The organism is Kitasatospora sp. NPDC058492, from assembly GCF_042720685.1.
In the GTDB taxonomy this organism is placed as follows: Bacteria; Actinomycetota; Actinomycetes; order Streptomycetales; family Streptomycetaceae; genus Kitasatospora.
This window is the reverse complement of the sequence record NZ_JBHXMU010000083.1, coordinates 13,019-33,846: the sequence shown is the minus strand read 5'-3', so window position 1 is coordinate 33,846 and position 20,828 is coordinate 13,019. Positions and strand designations below refer to the sequence as shown.

Annotated in this window: 23 protein-coding genes; 16 read left to right on the top strand and 7 right to left on the bottom strand. The window is 74.4% G+C overall.

Annotated elements, in window-relative coordinates; genetic code table 11:
- The 6 genes from ACFWPI_RS35515 to ACFWPI_RS35490 all read left to right on the top strand — a co-directional run.
- Nucleotides 1-793: hypothetical protein (locus ACFWPI_RS35515; RefSeq protein WP_380425276.1), on the top strand; the 793-nt coding region annotated here is incomplete at its 5' end.
- 194 nt (nt 794-987) lie between these two features.
- Nucleotides 988-1,713, top strand: coding sequence for a DUF2993 domain-containing protein (locus ACFWPI_RS35510; RefSeq protein WP_380378127.1), 726 nt, complete (start codon nt 988-990; stop codon nt 1,711-1,713).
- A gap of 287 nt (nt 1,714-2,000) precedes the next feature.
- The gene (locus ACFWPI_RS35505) at nt 2,001-2,081 is read left to right on the top strand and encodes an Ms5788A family Cys-rich leader peptide (RefSeq protein ID WP_350517234.1); all 81 of its coding nucleotides are present in this window, start codon (nt 2,001-2,003) and stop codon (nt 2,079-2,081) included.
- A 232-nt stretch (nt 2,082-2,313) separates the two neighbouring features.
- Complete coding sequence (locus ACFWPI_RS35500) at nt 2,314-3,150, top strand: sulfurtransferase (RefSeq protein WP_350885168.1); 837 nt, start codon at nt 2,314-2,316, stop codon at nt 3,148-3,150.
- A 38-nt stretch (nt 3,151-3,188) separates the two neighbouring features.
- A complete protein-coding gene (locus tag ACFWPI_RS35495) occupies nt 3,189-3,479 on the top strand; it encodes a DUF1416 domain-containing protein (RefSeq protein WP_030059605.1) in 291 nt (96 codons plus the stop codon).
- A 109-nt stretch (nt 3,480-3,588) separates the two neighbouring features.
- A complete protein-coding gene (locus ACFWPI_RS35490; RefSeq protein ID WP_079135696.1) occupies nt 3,589-3,861 on the top strand; it encodes a DUF3099 domain-containing protein in 273 nt (90 codons plus the stop codon).
- Nucleotides 3,862-3,864: 3 nt separating this feature from the next.
- On the opposite strand, the gene ACFWPI_RS35485 is transcribed toward ACFWPI_RS35490, so the two are convergent.
- The gene (locus ACFWPI_RS35485) at nt 3,865-4,227 is read right to left on the bottom strand and encodes a DsrE family protein (RefSeq protein WP_063348267.1); all 363 of its coding nucleotides are present in this window, start codon (nt 4,225-4,227) and stop codon (nt 3,865-3,867) included.
- Between the two features lie 348 nt (nt 4,228-4,575).
- On the opposite strand from ACFWPI_RS35485, the gene ACFWPI_RS35480 reads away from it, so the two are divergent.
- The 3 genes from ACFWPI_RS35480 (at nt 4,576) to ACFWPI_RS35470 (ending at nt 6,722) form a co-directional block, all read left to right on the top strand.
- Nucleotides 4,576-5,178: an FABP family protein gene (locus ACFWPI_RS35480; RefSeq protein ID WP_063348266.1), complete on the top strand. Its 603-nt coding sequence runs from the start codon at nt 4,576-4,578 to the stop codon at nt 5,176-5,178.
- Nucleotides 5,179-5,284: 106 nt separating this feature from the next.
- Nucleotides 5,285-5,749 carry a transcriptional repressor gene (locus tag ACFWPI_RS35475; RefSeq protein ID WP_363376753.1) on the top strand — a complete coding sequence of 155 codons (465 nt, stop codon included), beginning with the start codon at nt 5,285-5,287 and terminating at the stop codon, nt 5,747-5,749.
- Nucleotides 5,750-5,759: 10 nt separating this feature from the next.
- Nucleotides 5,760-6,722: a folate-binding protein YgfZ gene (locus tag ACFWPI_RS35470; protein WP_063348264.1), complete on the top strand. Its 963-nt coding sequence runs from the start codon at nt 5,760-5,762 to the stop codon at nt 6,720-6,722.
- 19 nt (nt 6,723-6,741) lie between these two features.
- Here the strand turns inward: ACFWPI_RS35470 and dtd are convergent, their stop codons facing one another.
- Complete coding sequence (dtd, locus tag ACFWPI_RS35465) at nt 6,742-7,182, bottom strand: D-aminoacyl-tRNA deacylase (RefSeq protein WP_063348263.1); 441 nt, start codon at nt 7,180-7,182, stop codon at nt 6,742-6,744.
- A 500-nt stretch (nt 7,183-7,682) separates the two neighbouring features.
- On the opposite strand from dtd, the gene ACFWPI_RS35460 reads away from it, so the two are divergent.
- The 3 genes from ACFWPI_RS35460 to ACFWPI_RS35450 all read left to right on the top strand — a co-directional run bounded on the left by ACFWPI_RS35460 (nt 7,683) and on the right by ACFWPI_RS35450 (nt 9,741).
- Nucleotides 7,683-8,303, top strand: coding sequence for an ABC transporter substrate-binding protein (locus ACFWPI_RS35460; protein ID WP_380341865.1), 621 nt, complete (start codon nt 7,683-7,685; stop codon nt 8,301-8,303).
- Between the two features lie 62 nt (nt 8,304-8,365).
- On the top strand, nt 8,366-9,328 hold the full coding sequence (locus ACFWPI_RS35455; protein ID WP_063348262.1) for an asparaginase: 963 nt from the start codon (nt 8,366-8,368) through the stop codon (nt 9,326-9,328).
- A 203-nt stretch (nt 9,329-9,531) separates the two neighbouring features.
- The gene (locus tag ACFWPI_RS35450; protein ID WP_063348261.1) at nt 9,532-9,741 is read left to right on the top strand and encodes a dodecin; all 210 of its coding nucleotides are present in this window, start codon (nt 9,532-9,534) and stop codon (nt 9,739-9,741) included.
- Between the two features lie 87 nt (nt 9,742-9,828).
- Here the strand turns inward: ACFWPI_RS35450 and ACFWPI_RS35445 are convergent, their stop codons facing one another.
- From ACFWPI_RS35445 to ACFWPI_RS35435, 3 genes are read right to left on the bottom strand one after another with little or no spacing between them, the layout of a single operon-like run.
- The gene (locus ACFWPI_RS35445; protein WP_380341872.1) at nt 9,829-10,644 is read right to left on the bottom strand and encodes a heme ABC transporter ATP-binding protein; all 816 of its coding nucleotides are present in this window, start codon (nt 10,642-10,644) and stop codon (nt 9,829-9,831) included.
- A complete protein-coding gene (locus ACFWPI_RS35440; protein ID WP_363625016.1) occupies nt 10,641-11,702 on the bottom strand; it encodes an iron ABC transporter permease in 1,062 nt (353 codons plus the stop codon). The genes ACFWPI_RS35445 and ACFWPI_RS35440 overlap by 4 nt, the downstream gene beginning before the upstream one ends.
- Entirely contained in the window at nt 11,699-12,724 is a 1,026-nt protein-coding gene (locus ACFWPI_RS35435; protein ID WP_380378131.1) for a hemin ABC transporter substrate-binding protein, read from the bottom strand. The genes ACFWPI_RS35440 and ACFWPI_RS35435 overlap by 4 nt, the downstream gene beginning before the upstream one ends.
- 185 nt (nt 12,725-12,909) lie before the next feature.
- Here ACFWPI_RS35435 and ACFWPI_RS35430 point away from each other — a divergent pair, with 185 nt between their 5' ends.
- Nucleotides 12,910-14,472: an HtaA domain-containing protein gene (locus ACFWPI_RS35430; protein ID WP_380378132.1), complete on the top strand. Its 1,563-nt coding sequence runs from the start codon at nt 12,910-12,912 to the stop codon at nt 14,470-14,472.
- Nucleotides 14,473-14,529: 57 nt separating this feature from the next.
- Nucleotides 14,530-16,158, top strand: coding sequence for an HtaA domain-containing protein (locus ACFWPI_RS35425; RefSeq protein WP_380378134.1), 1,629 nt, complete (start codon nt 14,530-14,532; stop codon nt 16,156-16,158).
- Nucleotides 16,159-16,252: 94 nt separating this feature from the next.
- Here ACFWPI_RS35425 and ACFWPI_RS35420 read toward each other — a convergent pair whose 3' ends face one another.
- A complete protein-coding gene (locus ACFWPI_RS35420) occupies nt 16,253-16,921 on the bottom strand; it encodes a heme oxygenase (biliverdin-producing) (RefSeq protein ID WP_063348257.1) in 669 nt (222 codons plus the stop codon).
- 215 nt (nt 16,922-17,136) lie between these two features.
- Nucleotides 17,137-17,628 carry an inorganic diphosphatase gene (locus ACFWPI_RS35415; RefSeq protein ID WP_063348256.1) on the bottom strand — a complete coding sequence of 164 codons (492 nt, stop codon included), beginning with the start codon at nt 17,626-17,628 and terminating at the stop codon, nt 17,137-17,139.
- A gap of 76 nt (nt 17,629-17,704) precedes the next feature.
- On the opposite strand from ACFWPI_RS35415, the gene dacB reads away from it, so the two are divergent.
- Nucleotides 17,705-19,366, top strand: a complete 1,662-nt coding sequence (dacB, locus tag ACFWPI_RS35410; RefSeq protein WP_380378137.1) for a D-alanyl-D-alanine carboxypeptidase/D-alanyl-D-alanine-endopeptidase — start codon at nt 17,705-17,707, stop codon at nt 19,364-19,366.
- A 98-nt stretch (nt 19,367-19,464) separates the two neighbouring features.
- The gene (locus ACFWPI_RS35405; RefSeq protein ID WP_063348254.1) at nt 19,465-20,640 is read left to right on the top strand and encodes a zinc-dependent metalloprotease; all 1,176 of its coding nucleotides are present in this window, start codon (nt 19,465-19,467) and stop codon (nt 20,638-20,640) included.
- Nucleotides 20,641-20,828 lie beyond the last annotated feature (188 nt).

Below are 20,828 nucleotides of genomic sequence, written 5' to 3'. Positions count from 1 at the left end.
GGCGGGCGCCCCGGCCGCGCCGCCGTACGCGGCCGTCCCGGCGCAGCCCGCGCCGGTGGCGCCGCCCGCCGGCCCGCGCGGCCGGACCGGTTCGCCGATCATCGATCCGGGCCTGCAGCCCGCGCTGATCACCGCCGGCGTGGCCGCGCTGCTGGCCGGCGGCGCCGCGCTCGGGCAGGTGGCGCTGGCACTGGTGGTGGCGCTGCTCCAGGTGCTGACGGCGGCCGGCTGGTTCCGGCTGAACGGGATGTGGCCGGCCCGCCAGGGCATCGCGCTCGCCGCGCTGGCCGGGCTGACCGCGGACGCGGCGGTGCTGCTGGCGGACTCCGAGGGCAGCGTGGCGGCGGTGGTCGGCACGCTGGGCGGGTTCTTCCTGCTGGTCCTGGTGCTGCAGACGTTCCGCCCCTCGGACCCGAAGGAGCGGTTCTACGCGCTGACGGTGCTCGGCTCGGCCACGGTGGTGACGGCGCTGTGCACCTCGCTGCTGGTGGCCGACTGGGTGCCGGCCGGGGTGGGCGCGGTCGCGCTGGCCACCGTGCTGGCCGCGGCGCCGCTGCCCGGTCCGAAGCTGCTGGGCCCGGTGCTGGGCCTGGCGGCGGCGGTGCTGCTGGGTCTGCTGGTGGGCGCGCCGCCGGCGCTGGGGGTGCTGGCGGGGCTGGGTGCGCTGGTCGGCCGACGCGTCGCGGCGTACGACTTCCCGTCCCGGTTCGTGCACATGACGGCGGGTGTGGCGTTGCCGCTGGCGGTGGCCTCGCCGCTGATCTGGATCGCCACGGACCTGCTGGCCGGCTGACACCCGGTCGACGACCGCGCGTCCCGCTCCGGAACCATGCTCCGGGGCGGGACGTCGTACGGTCGGGCGGGAACGGCCTCGGCCGGGGGCCGCCATGGAACACCGGGCAGGGAACGCCGGCGGGGAACGCCGGGCGGGGAACACCGAACGAGGACAGCGAACGACAAGGGCGACCGGCGACGACGGGGAGTGCGATGCGCGGATGGCTGAAGGCGACGATCGGCCTGGTGGTGCTCGCCGGCCTGCTGGTCGGCGCCGACCGGATCGCGGTCGGGGTGGCCGAGGACCAGGCCGCCGACCGGATGGTGAGCAGCGGCCGGATGAGCCAGCGGCCGGACATCTCGATCGAGGGCTTCCCGTTCCTCACCCAGGCGCTGTCGATGAAGCTGGACGACGTCCGGATCTCCTCCGACGGCCTGACCGTCGGCGACGGCGGCCGCCAGGTGGCGCTGCGCTCCTTCAAGGCCCGGCTGTCCGGCGTCACGGTGAGCGACAGCCTGAAGAGCGCCACGGTGGACAGCGGCACCGGCAGCGGCCTGATCTCGTACGCGGACCTCGCGCAGCTGCTGCCGCCGGCCTCCCAGCTGATGTCGGGGGCGGGCAAGCTGCCGGTGGGCGGCAACACCCGGCTGGCCCTGTCGTACGGCGGGCCGGGCAAGATCAAGGCCGCGCTGGGGCCGATCGCGGTCGGCGAGGGTTCGCTGCACAACAGCGGGAGCACCGTCACGGTGGACGGCTTCCAGCTCAGCGCGCTGGCCGGGATGTTCGCCGGGGTCACCGACCAGCGGCTGGCGCCGATGAGCTTCACCCTCGACTCGCTCCCGGCCGGGCTGAAGCTGGCCGACAAGGACGGGGCGACGCCGCTGCCGGAGGGCGTGCAGCTGACCTTCGAGGGCAAGGGCGTCAAGCTGCTGGGCTGACCGGCCGGTCACTTCCACTCCCGTGCCGCTCCTTCCGCTCCTTCCGCTCCTTCCGCTCCTTCCGTTTCTTGTGTTTCTTGTGTTCCGCTCCGCGAGACGCGCCGTCCGGCGCGGATCGCGGAGCGGTGTCGTTTCCGCCCGTTGTGGGCCATCCGGGGCCGCCGGTCTCGGACGGGACGTCTGCCCGGCAGGCCATGAAAGGGTCAAATCTCAGCATTCGGTCTATCTGGTCTCGACATTCGGTACGCTGATGACAGCGGGCCTCCGGTGTCCCTAGCATCGTCGACATGAAGCGACAGACGGATCTCACGAAGCGGCGGGCGGTCGACCTGTGCCGCGTGGCCGCCTGTCTGTGTCGAATGCGCTAACTCGGCGTTTTTGCTGGGCAGTTGAAGCCCGCCGCCGATTTTCCCGGTGACCTTGCCCGGCCACCCCGGCCGGCCGTCGCCGCCGCACCCCGCAGCTCCCCGCCCGGTCGGCCCGGACCACCACCCTCGTCCCAGTATTCGGACAGGAATTCGGACCGCAGTCGCCCGGGCACCCGGCAGCACCTCCCGAGCAGAACCTTCCGCACACCGCCCTCGGATGGAGAACACCACCATGAGCCGCAGCGACGTCCTGGTCGACGCCGACTGGGTCCAGGCCCACCTGGACGACCCGAAGGTCGTCATCGTCGAGGTCGACGAGGACACCTCCGCGTACGACAAGAACCACATCCGCAACGCCGTCCGGATCGACTGGAAGCAGGACCTCCAGGACCCGGTCCGCCGCGACTTCATCGACCAGGCCGGCTTCGACGCGCTGCTCAGCGCCAAGGGCATCGCCAACGACGACACCGTCGTGCTCTACGGCGGCAACAACAACTGGTTCGCCTCGTACGCCTACTGGTACTTCAAGCTGTACGGCCACGGTGACGTCCGCCTGCTGGACGGCGGCCGCAAGAAGTGGGAGCTGGACTCCCGCGACCTGGTCGCCGAGGTGCCGGCCCGCGAGGCCACCGAGTACCGGGCGCAGGCTGTCGACTCCTCGATCCGCGCCTTCCGCGACGACGTGCTCGCGGCCATCGGCCAGCTCAACCTGGTCGACGTCCGTTCGCCCGACGAGTTCTCCGGCAAGCTGCTCGCCCCGGCGCACCTCCCGCAGGAGCAGTCGCAGCGCCCCGGCCACGTGCCGAGCGCCCGCAACATCCCGTGGGCCAAGAACGCCAACGACGACGGCACCTTCAAGAGCGACGACGAGCTCAAGGCGCTGTACGAGGCCGAGGGCATCGACCTGGCGAAGGACACCATCGCCTACTGCCGCATCGGCGAGCGCTCCGCGCTCACCTGGTTCGTCCTGCACGAGCTGCTCGGCCAGGAGAACGTCAAGAACTACGACGGTTCGTGGACCGAGTACGGCAGCCTCGTCGGCGTGCCGATCGAGCTCGGCAGCAACTGAGCCTGAGGCTCGACCGTCGTCAGAAGGGAAGACAAGACATGTGCGGTGCGAAGGCCGGCGGCCCGGACCTGGCAGGAGTTGACGTGGCGAACGAAACGATCATCCAGGGTTCGGTGACCCGCGACGGTGAGCCGGTCAACGGCTACGTCCGGCTGCTCGACGAGGGGGGCGAGTTCACGGCCGAGGTGCCCACCTCGGCGACCGGCCAGTTCCGGTTCTTCGCCCGCCCGGGCAAGTGGACCCTGCGCGCGCTGGTGCCGGGCCAGACCGTGGACCGTCAGGTGGTGGCCTCCCAGGGCACCGCCGTCGAGGTCGCGATCGCGGTCTGATCGGCGCCCGATCGACCCGATCCACCTGATCCGCCCGATCCACCAGATCCGCGGACGAAGTACACCGAGGGCCCTGCCGCGGCAGGGCCCTCGGTCGTACCGTGGAGGCGTGCAGACAAGGCGGCGGCGGCACTACTACTTCGCCCTGATGGGCGTCTGCCTGGGCCTGTTCGTGCTGGCCTGGGGCGTGGTGAGGTTCTTCTCCGTGCCCGCCGCGATCGGCATGTGCGTGGTCGCGATGGTGATCCCGCCGGCCGCCGCGGTGTTCGCCAACAAGCGGGACCCGGACGACGACTGGTGGAACGACCCGCGCTGGGACGACCCGAAGTGGGACGATCCCGGACACGACCGGGACCGCCCCGACCACGAGGAGCACCCGTAGGCGTCAGTAGACGAGTGCCTGGACGTTGTCCGCCATGATCTCGCTGACGAAGACCTGCGCGCCCGCGATCCGGACGCCCTCGACGGTGTCCTGCTGCACGATCCCCCGGCGGGCCGCACACTGGGTGCACAGCGTCACCGAGCCGCTCGCGAGGATCGCCTCCAGCAGGTCCGGAAGCGGTGCCGCGTGCGGCAGTTCGAACTCCGCCGCCCGCCCCGGCAGGGCGAACCAGGAGGACTCCCCGGTCAGCCAGAGCGAGACCTCGATCCCGCTGGCGACGGCCACCGCCGCGACGGTGAACGCCTGCGAACACCGCTCCGGCGCATCGGCCCCGGCGGTGACCTTGATGACGAGTTTCTTCGACATGGCGCCACCTTAGAGGGCTCGCGGCCCCCGCTCGCCGTCATCCCAGGATCCCTTGGGGAAACCTTGGACGGCGGGGGAGAGTCGGCGCGAACGATGACGTGGTGGGGCTCACCGCGACCGGCCGATGACCGGCGGATAGAGTGAGCGGCAGCAAAATCCACCACACTGTCGCCGCCTGGGAGCCACCCGTGTCCGGTCTGGAAATCTTCTTCGACGGTCTGCTGGCCCTCATGGCCGTGCTGATCACCTGGTTCGCCATCTTCTCGGTGATGAAGCTCTACCAGGGCCAGCGCTGATCCTGCCGTACGGTTGAGGCAGCCCACACCGACGACGACAGCGACCAGGAACATGATCGAGATCCCCTCTGACCTCCACAAGGACGTCGTCCCGCTCGCCTTCCTCCTCGGCACCTGGGAGGGCGCGGGCGTTTACGCCCCGTTGCCAGATGAAGAGGGCCCTGGCGCCGAGAAGTGCAACTTCGGCCAGGAGATCGTGATCCGGCACGACGGCCGGCCCTTCCTGGAGTTCCGCTCCCGCACCTGGGTGCTGGACAACGAGGGCGAGAAGGTCCGTCCGCTGGAGAACGAGCACGCGTTCTGGCGCATCACCAGCAACCACGACGGCACCAGCGGCGTCCGCGGGATCGAGATCTCCTCCGTCCGCGACGACGGCACCGTGGAGATCTGGTACGGCGAGCTGGCCGACGGCAAGCCGCAGATCGACGTCTCCACGGACGCGGTCGCCCGGATCGAGGGCTCGCCGGAGTACTCGGGCGGCAAGCGGCTGTACGGCTTCGTCAACGAGGAGCTGCTCTGGGTCGGCGAGAAGGCCGCCCCGAACGTGCCGCTGCGCCCGTACATGTCGGCCCAGCTGAAGAAGGTGCTCAGCCCGGCCCAGCTGATCAAGGACATCAACGACCTGCCGGACGACGGCATCGCGTTCTTCAAGTGAGCCCGGCGCTCCGCTGAGCGGTACGGCTTTCGCGTGAGGTAGGGACCGGCCGCCGGCCGGTCCCTACACTTGCCTCAGGACCCCCGACCTTGGCAGGGACAGCACCGTGGCGGACACCGGCACCACCGACTGGCAGCTCTCCGGCGACTGGAAGGCCGACCTGCGCGAACGCGGCTACCGGCTGACCCCGCAGCGGCAGCTCGTACTCGAAGCCGTCGACCGCCTCGACCACGCCACCCCCGACGAGATCCTCTGCCACGTCCGGCAGACCGCCAGCGGCGTCAACATCTCCACCGTCTACCGGACCCTGGAGCTGCTGGAGGAACTCGGCCTGGTCTCGCACGCCCACCTCGGCCACGGCGCCCCGACCTACCACCTGGCCGGCCGCCACCACCACCTGCACCTGGTCTGCCGGGACTGCGACAAGGTCTCCGAGACCGGCACCGAGATCGCCGAGCCGCTGATCAGCAGCCTGCGCGAACAGCACGGATTCGACACCGACCTCAAGCACTTCGCCATCTTCGGCCGCTGCGCCGACTGCACCGCCAAGCTCGCGGACGGCCGGTCGTAAGCTGGCCGGTATGAAGAGCCCGCTGCTGAGCCTGCCCGGAGCCGTCCCCGCCGAAGGCGCCGACGAGGGCGTCGCCGCCCACTACGGCGACATCTTCCGCGAGCAACGCAACCTCGCGCAGGGCACCGGCTTCGTCGACCTCTCGCACCGCGGCGTGCTCACCGTCACCGGCCAGGACCGCCTGGCCTGGCTGCACCTGCTGCTCACCCAGCACGTCAGCGCGCTGGCGCCGCAGGAGGCCACCGAGGCGCTGGTGCTCTCCCCGAACGGGCACGTCGAGCACGCGCTCTACCTGGTCGACGACGGCACCACCACCTGGGCGCACGTCGAGCCGGGCACCCAGGAGGCGCTGCTGGGCTACCTGGAGAGCATGAAGTTCTTCTACCGGGTGGAGGTCGCCGACGCGACCGCCGAGTACGCCGTGGTGCACCTGCCGGCGGGCTCCACCGCCTCCGTCGAAGGCGTCGCGGCGGTGCGCGAACTCCCGTACGGGCGAGACCTGTTCGTGCCGCGCGCCGAGCTGGCGAAGCTGACCGCCGGGTACGGCCCGGCGGCGGGGGTCTGGGCGTACGAGGCGCTGCGGATCGAGGGCCACCGGCCGCGGCTGGGCTTCGAGACCGACCACCGGACCATCCCGCACGAGGTGGACTGGCTGCGCACCGCCGTCCACCTGCAGAAGGGCTGCTACCGCGGACAGGAGACCGTCGCCCGGGTGCACAACCTGGGCCGGCCGCCGCGCCGCCTGGTCTTCCTGCACCTGGACGGCACCGAGGAGACGCTGCCCCCGCACGGGACGCAGGTGCGGCTGGCCGCCGAGCCGGACGGGCGCCCGCTCGGCTTCGTCACCTCCTCGGCCCGCCACCACGAGCTGGGGCCGATCGCGCTGGCGATCGTCAAGCGGAACGTCCCGGTGGACGCGGTGCTGCTGGCCGGGACGGTGCCGGGCACCCAGGACGTGATCGTCCCGCAGTAGCCCGTGCGCCCGGCTGCGGTCAGACCTCCACGAGGACGGTGAACGGGCCGTCGTTCACCAGCGCCACCTGCATGTCGGCGCCGAACCGGCCCGTCTCCACCTTGGCGCCGAGCGCGCGCAGTTGGGCGACCACCTCGTCCACCAGGGGCTCGGCGACCGGGCCGGGGGCGGCGGCGTTCCAGGTCGGGCGGCGGCCCTTGCGGGCGTCGCCGTAGAGGGTGAACTGGCTGATCACCAGCAGCGGGGCCCCGAGGTCGGAGCAGGACTGCTCGACGCCCTCGTCGTCGGCGGGCAGCAGCCGCAGCGTCCACAGTTTGCGGGCCAGTTGGGCCGCCTTGGCCGGGGTGTCCTCGTGGGTGACGCCGACCAGGACGCAGAGCCCGGGCCCCTCGATCGCGCCGACGGTCTCTCCGGCCACGGTCACTCTGGCCTCGGTCACTCGCTGCACCACTGCTCGCATGCCGCCATTGTGCCGGAGGCCCGGGGCGTGCCCGCCGGGCACCCGGTGCCGTGCCCGGCGGCACCCCGGGGCGTGCGGGAGGGGCGCGTGTGCAGGTGGTGCACGCTGGGTGGTGCACGCCTGCGCGGGGTCGGGCGCCGCTCTTCCTGCGGAAAGGTCCGGTCATATCAGCCACCCCCGTTCGCCAGGGGGCCGTTCGGGTGCACGGGCGGTGCGCCCGCGCCGGGCGGGGTGGCACGCTGGTGGACCGTACGGAGGGCCCGGCGCGCCATATGGTCCGCCGCACCGGGCCGGGCTCGGCCGGGAGGTCGAGCCGGTAGGTCAGGCGTTCTGGCGGCATCGCCCCGGTGGGTGGTTGCGGCCGGGAACCGGAACCTTCGGGGGTGGCCGGGCGTGCCAACGGACGGGACGCGTGAGCCCGTCGGGGGACGGGCCGGACCGGCGGCAGGGACGCAGTGCCGCGAGCGGGCGGGATCGGACGACGGCAGGTGGGTTGGTTGATGGACGCGAGCAGCGCGGCGTGGGACCGGTCCGGGCACGTGGCGGAGGTCGCCGGGGGCGCCGGGGCCCTGGGCACGGCGATAGAGCCCGACCTGGAGCGGCTGGGCCTGGACCAGCTGCGGATCCTGCGCCGGGAGACCCTGGAGCAGGAGGCCGACCTCTCCTACCTGCGGCGGCTGCTGCACGGGCGGATGGACATCCTGCGCGCCGAACTCGACCGCCGGCCCGGCGGCCCGCCCCGGCCGGCCGGACCGCCCGGGGCAGGCGGCGCCGACGGGCCCCCCGGCGACCTGCTGGACCGCCTCCCGGCCATCCTGACCGACGCGCCCTCCACCGTGCGGCGCTCGGCCCGGCACGTCACGCTCGGGCCGCCACGCGGCCACGAGTCCCAGCTGGAGGCGGCCGAGCTGATGGGGGACGTCCAGCTCGCCGACCTGGCCGCGCACCCGGCGGAGGAGCTGCTGGCCGCGCTGGAGCGGCTGCGCGCGCACGAGCGCGAGGTGTCCGGGCGGCGGCAGCGGCTGCTGCGGACGGCCGACGGTTGCAGCGCGGAGATCACCCGCAGGTACCGTGATGGGGAAGCACGGGTCGAGGACCTGCTCGCAGGGGGGCCGCTCTGACCGGGTGAGGTACCACGGGCGGGCGGGGCCCGGTCCACCCTCACCCCCGGAAGGCTCCCGCCATGTCCCAGTCCGCCACCCCGCCCGTCGTCCTCGCCGAGGTCATACGCTCGGGCTTCACCGAGGGCCGCCACCACGGCTCCCTGGTGCTGCTCGCCGCCGACGGCTCGGTGGAGTTCGCGCTCGGCGACCCCGACGCTCCGGTCTTCCCCCGGTCGACCGCCAAGCCGTTCCAGGCGGTGGCCACGCTGCGGGCCGGGCTGGCGATCGAGGGCGAGCTGCTGGCGCTGGCCGCCTCCAGCCACTCCGCAGAATCGTTTCATCTCGATGCTGTCCGGGCCATCCTGAGCTCCGCCGGGCTCGACGAGTCCGCCCTGCGCACCCCGGCCGACCTCCCGCTGGACGAGACCGAGGCGGAACTGCTGCTCGGCTCCGGCGGCCGCCGCGCCCCCGTCCTGATGGACTGCTCCGGCAAGCACGCCGGCTGGCTCGCCGCCTGCGTCGCCAACGGCTGGGACACCGCGAGCTACCTCGACCCCGGGCACCCGATCCAGCTGCTGGCCCGCGAGGCCTTGGAGGAGGGCACCGGCGAGACCGCCACGCACGCCGGGGTGGACGGCTGCGGCGCGCCGCTGCTGGCCGTCACGCTGACCGGCCTGGCACGCGGCTACCGCGGCCTGGTGCTGGCCGCCGAGGGCACGGCGCCCCGCCGGGTGGCCGACGCGATGCGCGCCCACCCCGAGTACGTGGCCGGCACCCGCCGGGCCGACACCTGGCTGATGCGGGCCGTCCCCGGCGCGCTGTCCAAGATGGGCGCCGAGGCCGTCCAGGTGGTGGCGCTGCCGGACGGGCGGGCGCTCGCCTTCAAGATCGACGACGGCGGCGAGCGGGCCCGCGGCCCGGTGCTGGCGGCCGCACTGCGCCGGCTCGGGGTGACCGGCGCGGACGAGACCGTCGAGCGGATCGGGGCGGCCCCGCTGCTGGGCGGCGGCGTCCCGGTCGGGCAGGTGCGGGCGGCCTTCTAGCGGCCTCCCACGGCCTCCCGGGGGCCTGCAAGGGGCCTCCCCGGGGCCTGCCGCGGCCTCCCGGGGCCTGTCGCGGCCTGCAAGGGGCCTGGCAGCGGCCTTCCAGGGGATGCGGGGCGGCCGGAGGCGGCCGTCGGCGTGCGGGCGGAGCGGCGGCGGTGCACGGTGGACCGGGGGCCGTCGCACAGCTGAGGGAGTCCGCCATGACTGACCACGTGTACCGGGTGACCGAGATCGTCGGATCCTCGACCGAGAGCGTCGACGCCGCGATCCGCAACGGGGTGGAGCGGGCCTCCCGGACGCTGCGCAACCTCGACTGGTTCGAGGTGACGCAGGTCCGGGGCCACCTGGAGGACGGCGGGGTGAAGCACTACCAGGTCGGACTGAAGCTCGGCTTCCGGCTGGAGGACTGAGCCCGCTTCCGCGGCCCGGCCCAGGTCCGCTCGCAGCCCGTCCCGCAGCCCCGCTCCACAGCCCCGCCGTCGGCCCCGGCCGCCCGGTCAGCGTTCGGGCAGCACCAGCGGCACCCCGGTGCGCGGGTGCGCCAGCACCTCGACCGGGTGGCCGTACACCTCGCTGAGCAGCGGGGCGCGCAGCACCTCGGCGACCGGCCCGTCCGCGACCGTCGACCCGGCGTTCAGCAGCACCACCCGGTCCGCGTAGGCCGCCGCCAGGGACAGGTCGTGCAGCACCACGACCACGCCGTCCCCGGCGGCGGCGCGCTCCCGGGCGACCCGCAGCACCAGCTCCTGGTGGCGCAGGTCGAGGGCGGCGGTCGGCTCGTCCAGCAGCAGCAGCGGGGCGCGCTGGGCCAGCACCCGGGCCAGCGCCACCCGGGCCCGCTCGCCGCCGGACAGGGCGGTGAACGGGCGCCCGGCGAAGGCGGCGGACTCGGTGGCGGCCATCGCCTCGGCGACCACGGCCTCGTCCTCGGCGGCGGCGGCCGTGCCGGTCCAGGGGGCGCGGCCCATCCGGACCACCTCGTCGGCGGGGAACGGGAAGGACAGCGCGGCGGACTGCGGCAGCAGCGCGCGGTGCAGGGCGAGCTCGGCGGCGCCGTAGCCGGCCAGCGGGCGGCCGCGCAGCCGGACCTCGCCGCCGTCCGGCCGGACGTCGCCGGCCAGGACGGACAGCAGGGTGGACTTGCCGGCGCCGTTCGGTCCGAGCAGCGCGACCACCTCTCCGGCGGCGACCCGCACCGACGCGCCGTCCAGTAGGGCGCGCCCGCCGATGGTCAGCCGGACGGTCTCGGCGGTCAGCAACTCGCTTCCGGGCAGGGGCCGTTCGGGCACCTCCCGGGGGGTTCGCAATCTCATGCCCAGCCTCCCTGCCTGGTCCTGGTGCGGCGCAGCAGCCAGAAGAAGAACGGACTGCCGATCAGTGCGGTGAGCACCCCGAGCGGCAGCTCGGCCGGCTCGGCGACGGTGCGGGCGGCGAGGTCGGCGGCCACCAGGACCAGCGCGCCGCCGAGCGCCGAGGCGGGCAGCAGGAAGCGGTGGCCGGGCCCGGCCAGCATCCGCAGCAGGTGCGGGACGACCAGCCCGACGAAGCCGATGATGCCGCTGACCGCGACGGCCGCGGCGGTGAGCAGCGCGACGACGGTGATCAGCACCAGCCGCATCCGTTCGACGTCCACCCCGAGGTGGCGGGCCGGGCGTTCGCCGAGGGCCAGCAGGTCCAGCTTGCGGGCGTACAGCGGGGCGACGGCCAGGCCGACGGCGGCGAACGGCAGGACGGCGAGCACCTTGCCCCAGGTGGCCTGGGAGAGCGAGCCGAGCTGCCAGAAGGTGACCTGGCTGATCGCGGCGGAGTCGGCGGTGAACAGGAAGATCCCGATCAGCGCGCCGCAGAAGGCGTTCACGGCGACCCCGGTGAGGATCAGCGTGACCACCTCGGTGCGTCCGCCGGAGCGGGCCATCAGGTACACGGCGAAGACGGTCAGCAGGCCGCTGGCGAAGGCGAAGGCGGTGATCGTCCAGCTGCCGAGGGCGTCCAGGCCGAGCACGATGCAGGCCACCGCGCCGACCGCGCCGCCCGAGGAGACGCCGATCACGGCGGGCTCGGCCAGCGGGTTGCCGAACACGCCCTGCATCAGCGCCCCGGCGCAGCCGAGCGAGCCGCCGACCAACAGGGCGAGCACCACTCGGGGGAGCCGGACGTTCCACAGCACCGACTCGGGCACCCGGTCCAGGGCGTGCCCGCCGAGGCCGAGCCGGTGGGCGGCGGAGGCCAGGATGTCGCCGAGCGGGATGCGGTAGGCGCCGATGCCGGCGGCGAGCAGGGCGCAGAGCACCAGGGCGGCGGCGAGTCCGGCGGTGATCAGGGTGGTCCTGCTGACGGCGGGCGCGGTCTTCGCCCGTACGGCGGTGGTCACTTGGCGTCCGCCGGGTAGAGCTGGGCGGCGATCTCGCGGAGCACCTGGGGGGTGCGCGGGCCGTAGCTGAGCAGCCGGCCGTCCTCGATCGAGACGATCCGGCGGTCGAGGCCGGCCGGGGTCTGGGCGACGCCGGGCAGCTTGAGCAGGCCGTCGACGCCGCCGACCGAGTCCAGGCCCTTGCTCATCACCAGGATGGCGTCGGGCGCGGCCTTGACCAGGGCCTCGCTGGTGAGCGGGGTGAAGTCGCCGGTGAGGCCGGCGGCGGTGCCGGCGTCCTGGCCGCCGACCGCCTCGATCAGCGAGCCGGCGCCGGAGGCGGGCCCGCCGAGCAGGTAGACGGAGGCGCTGCCGCGCAGGTAGAGGAAGGCGACCTTGGGGTGGCGGGCGGCGGCCGGGGCGGCGGCCCTGGCCTCGTCGATCCGCTGTTCGGTGCGCTCCTTCAACTGCCGTCCGGCGTCCGGGACTCCGAGGGCGGCGGCGACGGTGTCGATGCGCGGGCCGACGTCGGCGAGCCGCTTGGCGTCGTCCAGGACGAGCAGCGGGACGCCGGCCGCGCGGATCTGCGCGATGGCCTCGGCCGGGCCGGTGGAGCGGTCGGCGAGGACGACGGTGGGGTGCAGCGACAGCACGCCCTCGGCGGACACGTCGTGGGCCTGGGTGATCACCGGCAGGGCGGTGGCCTGCTGGAAGGTGGTGGAGACGTCCCGGGCGACCACCTTGGGGCCGAGGCCGAGGCTGAACACCAGCTCGGAGAGGCTGCCGTTGAGCGGGATGATCCGCTCGGCGCTGGTGACGGTGACCTGGCGGCCGTCGACGGAGGCGGTGGTGGCCGGGAGCTGCGGGACGGGTTCGACGGGCAGCGGCTCGACCGCGTCGGGGGCCCGGGAGGAGCTCGCCGCGGCCGCTCCGGTGGTGGTGCCGGACGGGCCGCAGGCGGTGAGGGCGAGCAGCAGGCCGAGGGCGAGCAGCAGGAGGGCGGGCCCGCGGGCCGCCCCGGTTCGGATCGTACTGCTGCTCAACGCGCTTCCCTTCGATGGGAGTTGTCGCCGCTCCGGTCCTGGTGGAGGGGTTGCGGCGGGACTCTTGACTCATATATTAGGTTAGCCTTACCTGAGTTCCGCAAGGGGGTCGGCGCCACGCCCGACCCCTTCCTTGCCGCGTCCTTCACCGTCACTGACCGCACCCCGCCGAGGAGTGATCCGCCGTGCCCCTGTCCAGCCGGCTCCGCCGTCTGGCCGCCACCCTGGTGGCCGCCCTCGCCGCCCTGCTGGCGGTGGGCCTCTCACCCGGCCCGGCGCACGCGGCGGAGGGCAAGGTCGCCGGCGGGCGGCTGGACTGGGGCATCAAGCAGTCCTTCCTGACGTACATCACCGGTCCCATCGCCAAGGGGAGTTGGACGCTCAACGGCGGCGCGGCCACGGTCGGCGGCAGCACCTTCCGGTTCCACTCCGCGACCGGCGGCTACGACCCGGCGACCGGTGCGCTGACCGCCGCCTTCTCCGGCGGGGTCCGGTTCACCGGGCACCAGGAGAACGGCGCCAACGCGCTCGACCTGAGCCTCGCCCGGCTCACCGTCCGGGCCGTCCAGGGCGGCGCGGCCGGGCTGTACGCCGACGTCAGCAGCAAGTCCAAGGACACCGGGCAGGTCAGCAGCGCGAGCCAGGCCAAACTGGCCGAGCTCTCACTGGCCGGCGTCGACCTGCGCGGCGCGGCCGGCACCCTGACGCTCAGCAACGTGCCGGGCACCCTCACCGACGCCGGGGCCAAGGCCTTCGGCAACTTCTACCCCGCCGGGACGGCCCTGGACCCGCTCACCCTCTCGGTCAACCTGCCCGCCGCGCAGCCGACTTCGCCGGCCCCGTCGCCGACCGCCGCGGCCACCCCCTCGGCGGCCGCCGTGCCGACGCCGTCGGCGACCGCCGAGACCCCGTCCGCCGAGACCCCGACCACCCCGCCCGGCGCCCAGGCCCCCGCCAGGACCGAGTTCGCCAACGGCGCCCTCGACTGGGGCGTGCGCCGCACCTTCCGCGACTACGTCACCGGCGCGATCGCCCAGGGCCGCTGGGAACTCGGCGCCGGCGCGGCGGACGGCGGCGCCTACTTCCGCTGGACCCCGGCCAAGGGCGGCTACGACCCCGCGAACGGCGACCTCACCGCCGCCTTCACCGGCACCGTGCGCTTCACCGGGCTGCGCAGCGGCGACACCTACGGCCTGGACCTCACCCTCGCCAACCCGGGCGTCACCGTGGCCGGCGGCCAGGGCCGACTGGTCGCGGACGTCTCCGGCCGGACCCCGGACGGCGCCACCCAGCAGCTCACCGGCGTCGAGCTGGCCGCCTTCGACCCGGCCGGCCTCAAGCCCGAGGGCGGCCTGCTGAAGGCCGTCGAGGTGCCGCTGAAGCTCACCGAGGGCGGCGCCAAGGCCTTCGGCGGCCTCTACCCGGCCGGCACCGAGATGGACCCGCTGAGCTTCGCCGTCGCGCTCGACCCGGCCGCGGCGCTGCCCCCGCTGCCCGACCTCGGCAGCGCCCCGGCCACCGCGCCGAGCGCCACCGCGACCCCCGCCACCAGCCCCTCCGCCGCGCCCGTCGCCTCCTCCTCCCCGGGCGGCTTCCCGGTGGCGGCCGTGGCCGGCGGCGCCGTGCTGGTGGCCGCGCTCGCCGTGACCGGCGGCCTGCTCGTCCGGCGCCGCCGCGCGGCCGCCGCGTCGGGCGCGGGCGCCGACGGCGGCCCCGGCGATGCGCCGGGCCCCGGCGACGCGGCCTGACACCCCGGAGCGTCCCCCCGCTCCCTCCCCCCGCCCCATCCGAACGGAGTACCCACCATGTCCCGCAACCGCACCCGGCTGGCCGCCCTCGCGGCCGCCACCGCCGGCCTCGGCCTGACCGCCCTCGGCGCCCCCGCACTGGCCTTCGGCGCGGGCGGCCCCGGCAGCGTCACGTACGACACCGGCGCGCTGGACTGGGGCGTGAAGGCCAGCTTCCGCAGCTACGTCAGCGGCCCGGCCTCCCAGGGCGGCGCCATCGAACTGACCGGCGGCGCCACCACCAACGCCGACGGCACCTTCCACTTCGGCCTGGCGAACGCCACGTACGACCTCGCCACCCACGCGCTGAGCTCCTCCTTCACCGGCGGGGTCCGCTTCACCGCCCACCACGGCGCGCTGGACGTCGCCCTCAGCGACCTCAAGGTCACCACCGCCGGGACGACCGGCACGCTCACCGCCGACACCGCGTCCAAGGAGTCGATGGGCGCCACCGAGGTCACCCGACGGGACGACGTGCCGCTGGTGACGTTCACCGTCGGGCGGGACACCACCACCGGGGTGCCGACGGCGGCGAAGCTGACCGAGCAGGGCGCCAAGGCCTTCGCGGGCTTCTACGCGGCCGGGACGGACATGGACCCGCTGTCGCTGCTGCTGAAGCAGAGCCCGGCGACGCCGTCGCCGACGGCCACGGCGACCGCCACCGCTTCGCCGACGGCCCCGACCCCGACCCCGACCGCCACGGGCACGCCGACCGCCTCGCCGTCCGCCACCGCCACGCCGTCGGCCACCGCGACGCCGTCCGCGACGCAGTCGCCGAGCGCCACCGCCTCGCCGTCCGCGAGCGCCACCCCGTCCGCGACCGGGACCCCGGCGCCCACCGGTGCCCCCGGCCGGCTGCCCGTGCTGAACGGCACCCTCGACTGGAAGGTCAAGGAGAGCTTCCGCGCGTACCTGGCCACCCCGATGGCGAGCGGCAAGGTCGAGTTCGGCGGCGGCGCGGCCGACTACCGCTTCGGCGGCGCCACCGGCGGCTACAACACCGCCGACCACTCGCTGACCGCCGCGTTCGACGGCTCGGTCCGCTTCCTCGGCCACCCCGGCAAGGACGGCTGGGCGCTCGACACCACGCTCTCCAAGCTGGGCCTGACGATCGACCAGGGCGGCGCCTTCCTGACCGCCGACGTGAACGGCAAGTCCCCCGACGGCAAGGCGACGTCGCTGAGCGGCGCGCGGATCGCCAAGCTGGACGTGCCCGCCTCCGCCCTGAAGCCGGTCAACGGCGTGGTGACGCTCTCCGGCGTCCCGGCCACGCTCACCGCCGAGGGCGTCCCGGTGTTCTCCAACTACCCGGCGGGCACGGTCCTGGACCCGGTCAGCGCCACCCTGGCGTTCGACAAGGACGCCAAGCTGCCGGCCACCCCGCCGACCGCCGGGTCCGGTGCCGGCGCCGGTACTGGTGGCGCCGACCAGCCTGCCGGAGGCCAGGGTTCGGGCACCGGCGCGGTCGGCGGCGCCTCGCTGACCACCGGCGGCGGCTTGACCGGTGCGGGCGGTGCGGGCGGCGTGCTGGCCGCCACCGGTTCGCAGACCCCGGTGGTCCCGCTGCTGGCCACCGCGGCCGGTCTGCTGCTGGTCGGCGGCAGCGCCACCGTGCTGGTGCGCACCCGGCGCGGCGCGCGCTCCTGACGCACCCCCGGGACGCGCGACGGCCCCGGCGAGCAACCGCTCGCCGGGGCCGGCCCGTTGGCGCACCCGGGCGGGTGCGTCTTACGGGAAACGTTCAGGCGCTCAGCGGGTAGCGCGCGTCCAGGTCCCGGAAGACCGCGCCGTTGAGCACGAAGGCCCGCTTGCACTCCTCGACCACCCGGCGCCGCTCCACCTCGTCCATCGCCAGCCCGGCCGCGTCCAGCCGGGCCCGGTAGTCGCGCTTGAAGGCGGCCGGGTTGTCGACCTCCTCGAAGACGTAGAACCGCACGCCGTCGCCCTTGCGCTCGAAGCCCCAGGTCTTCTCGGCGATGCCGCGGATGATCTGACCGCCGGACAGGTCGCCCAGGTAGCGGGTGTAGTGGTGCGCGATGTACCCGGCCGGCCACGTCTCGGCCAGTTCCTCCACCCGCGCGACGTACGCGGCGGTGGCGGGCAGCGGCGCCAGGCCGTCCTGCCAGTCCGGCCCGCGCAGGTGCGCCAGGTCGCGCTCGATGGCGGCGGTGCGCAGCAGCGCCCGGTCGATGAAGGGCCCGGCGAGCGGGTGCTCCGCCAGGTGTCCGGCGCGGCTCTCCAGGGCCCGGTAGACGTACCAGAGCTGGCCGGTGAGGTCGGCGTAGGCCTCGATGCCGAGCCGTCCGCCCAGCAGGTGGCTCATGAACGAGGACTGTTCCGCGGCCTCGTGCTCCTCGCTGCTGGCGGTGCGGAGCGCGGTGGAGAACGGGACGGGCTCGGGCGTGGGCATGCGGCCTCCAGGATCGGATTCGGCCCCGACTGTTTTGGTTAGCCTAACCTAACAAGCCGTCTTGCCGACAGGCTGTCGGCAAGACGGCCGCTCCCGGCCCCGGACACGGCGGAGGCCGGGGCCCGCGGACGAATCCGCGAACCCCGGCCTCCGGCTGCCCCGACCTACCTCGAACTGCTCAGAACGATCTGATCGAACGAGATCGGAACGACGGCTCAGTGACCGCCCTGCTCCGCCAGACGCTTGATCGAAGCGGTGACCTCGGCCTCGGCCTCGGCGCGGCCGACCCAGTTGGCGCCCTCGACGGACTTGCCCGGCTCCAGGTCCTTGTAGACCTCGAAGAAGTGCTGGATCTCCAGACGGTCGAACTCCGACACGTGGTGGATGTCCCGCAGGTGCTCCCAGCGCGGGTCGGTGGCCGGAACGCACAGCAGCTTGTCGTCGCCGCCGGCCTCGTCGGTCATCTGGAACATGCCGATGGCGCGGCACTTGATGAGGCAACCCGGGAAGGTCGGCTCGTCCAGGATCACCAGCGCGTCCAGCGGGTCGCCGTCCTCGCCGAGCGTGCCCTCCACGTAGCCGTAGTCGGCCGGGTAGCGGGTCGAGGTGAAGAGCATCCGGTCGAGCCGCAGCCGGCCGCTCTCGTGGTCGACCTCGTACTTGTTACGAGAGCCCTTCGGGATTTCGATAAGGACGTCGAATTCCAACGGTTCCTCCAAGGTAGGGACTGACAGAATCCAAGTGTCTCCTACGGGAGTGAGTGCTCGGGAAAGGGGCCGGTCGGTGGGAACAGGGGTCGGGGCGGCGCGCCGCCGCAGGGGGACGGCCGCCGGACTGTTCGGAGCGGCCCTGCTGGTCGCCGGGACGGTCCTGACCTCGGGCGGAGCGTACGCGCAGCCCTCCCCGGGCCCCGGCGGCCACAGCACCGAGCACGGCGAGGGCGACGGCCGGGGCGACGGCCGGGACGGCCGGGACGGCCGCGACGGTGGGAAGGGCGGCCGGGGGAGGGGCGACGGCAAGCCCGGGCCGGGCGACACCCCGGCCACCCGCCCGGGCGAACAGCCCACCTCCCCCGGCACCGCCGCCGGCTTCACGCCCAGCGGCACCGGCTCCGTGGGCCCCACCGGCTCCGCCGCCGCCCCGGGTGGCGGCGCCCGCCCGGCCCCCGCCCCCGGCGCCGTCCTGGCCACCGTCGAGGCAGGCGGCTCCGCCGCCGCACCCACCGCCCAGGGCCTCCAGCAGGCGCTCGCCGCCGCCGTCGCCGACAAGAGCCTCGGCACCGTCACCTTCGCCGTCGCGGACGCCGCCGGCGGTCAACTCCTGTACGGCTCCGGCGAGAACACCCCGGGCACCCCCGCCTCCACCACCAAGCTGGCCACCGCGATCGCGGCCCTGTCGCTGATCCCCGGCGACACCCGGCTGACCACCCGGGTGGTCCGGGGCGCGGACCCCGGCACGATCACCCTGGTCGGCGGCGGCGACCCGACGCTCACCGCGCTGCCCGCCGACCAGGTCCAGATCGGTGGTCAGGCGGCCGATGCCGACACCGCCCCCGCCTCGCTCGACGCCCTGGCCCGGCAGACCGCCGCCGCCCTCAAGGCCGCCGGCACCACCACCGTCAAGCTCGACTACGACCTGTCGATGTACGCGGGCAATCCGCAGCACAAGAACCACGACGCGCAGAACATCGCCCTGGTCGTCCCGCTGATGGCCGACGAGGGCAGGGTGGACCCCAAGAGCCGTGACGAGGCGCCGGCCCGGGTCGCCGACCCGGCCGGGAAGGCCGCCGAGAGCTTCGCCGCCCTGCTCAAGGCCCAGGGCGTCACCGTCGACGGCACGGCCAAGCCCGCCGCCGCCCCGGCCGCCCCCGCCGCCACCGTCCTCGGCCGGGTGGACTCGCCGACCGTCGCCCGGCTGGTCGAGCGCATGCTCACCACCTCCGACAACCAGCTCGCCGAGGCGATGGCCCGTCAGGCGGCCCTCGCCGCAGGCCAGCCGGCCAGCTTCGAGGGCGCCGCCACCGCCGTCACCCGGGAACTCGCCAAGCTCGGCGTGCCGATGACGGGCGTGTCCCTGAACGACGGCAGCGGACTGCACCCGGGCAACGCCGTCCCGCCGGCCGTCCTCGTCCAACTCCTCGCCCTGGCCGCCTCCGACCAGCACCCGGCCCTGCGCCCGGTCCTCACCGGCCTGCCCATCGCCGGCTTCACCGGCACCCTCGGCAAGCGCTACGGGAGCGGTTCGGGCGCCGCCGCCGCGGCCGGCCTGATCCGCGCCAAGACCGGCACCCTCAGCGGCGTCAACACCCTCGCCGGCACCGTCGTCGACGCCGACGGCCGCCTTCTGGCCTTCGCCGTCATGACCCGCACCACGGCCCCCGCCGACACCGCCCGCGCCGCCATGGACCGCATCGCCGCCCGCCTCGCCACCTGCGGCTGCCGCTGACCCGCCCGCGCCCCCGCCCCGGGCCCCGCCGGGGGCGGGGTGAGGGTGTTCGTCGCGGGTGGCTGCCGCTGGTGGGTGGGAGCACGTACGGTGAGGGCATGACGAGCGCGAGTGGCGGTGCTGGCATGGTCGACTGGAATCTCGCGGTCGCAACCGCGACCAGGTTGGTGCGGCCGGGGCCGGAGGTGAGTCGGGCGGAGGCGGCGGCCGTGGTCGCCGAACTGCGCCGGCACGCGCTGGAGGCCGAGGAGCACGTCCGGGCGTTCACGGGGATGCGGTCGAGCAGTCTGACGGCGGCCACCGCGACGCCGGTGCTGGTGGTGGACCGCCCGGGCTGGGTGCGGGCGAACGTGGCAGGCTTCCGCACGGTGGTCCAGCCGCTGGTGGAGAAGCTCCAGGCGCGCCGGGCGAGCAGCCCGACGGCGGGGGTGTTCGGCGCGGTGGGGGAGAAGGCCACCGGCATCGAGGTGGGCGCGCTGCTGGCGTTCCTGGCCGGGAAGGTGCTCGGCCAGTACGAGACCTTCGCCCCGGCGGAGCCTTCGCTGGAGGCCCCGGACAGCCCGGCGGCGCTGTTCGACAAGCCGCGGCTGGGGCCGGAGGGCCCGGGGCCGGGCCGGCTGCTGCTGGTGGCGCCGAACATCGTGCACGTCGAGCGGGAGCTGGACGTCGACCCGTCCGACTTCCGGCTCTGGGTCTGCCTGCACGAGGAGACGCACCGGACGCAGTTCACCGCGGTGCCGTGGCTGCGCGACCACATCCAGTCCGAGGTGCAGTCCTTCCTGGCGGAGACGGACGTGGATCCGGGCGCCCTGCTGGACCGGCTGCGGGACGCGGCGGGTTCGCTCGGCGGCGGGCTGCCGGGTGTCGGGGGCCGGGAGGGCGTGCCGTCGGCGGGGCTGATGGAGGTCGTCCAGTCGCCGGCGCAGCGCGAGATCCTGGGCCGGCTGACGGCGGTGATGTCGCTGCTGGAGGGCCACGCGGACGTGGTGATGGACGGGGTCGGCCCGGCGGTGGTGCCGACGGTGGCGGAGATCCGGGAGAAGTTCCAGCAGCGCCGGGACCGCGGGGCGAACCGGCTCGACCTGCTGTTGCGCCGGCTGCTCGGCATGGACGCCAAGCTGCGCCAGTACCAGGACGGCGCGGTGTTCGTGCGCGGGGTGGTGGAGCAGGTCGGCATGGAGGGCTTCAACCGGGTCTGGACCTCCCCGAACACGCTGCCGACCAAGGAGGAGATCCACGATCCGGCCTCCTGGGTCGCCCGCGTCGCCCGCTGAGGCGGGCGCGGACGGGGCTCGGACCCCAAGCGCCGCGCGGTGGTCGGTGGTGGTCAAACCCGCTCGTACGAGTGGTCCAATCGGGCAGCCGGAGGGTGAAGATACGTTTCTCCATTCACCCGAACGTGGGACGGTGGTCGTACCGGTGGCGCGGGTGGCGTAGCGGGGTGCTCCTTTCTGCCACCATC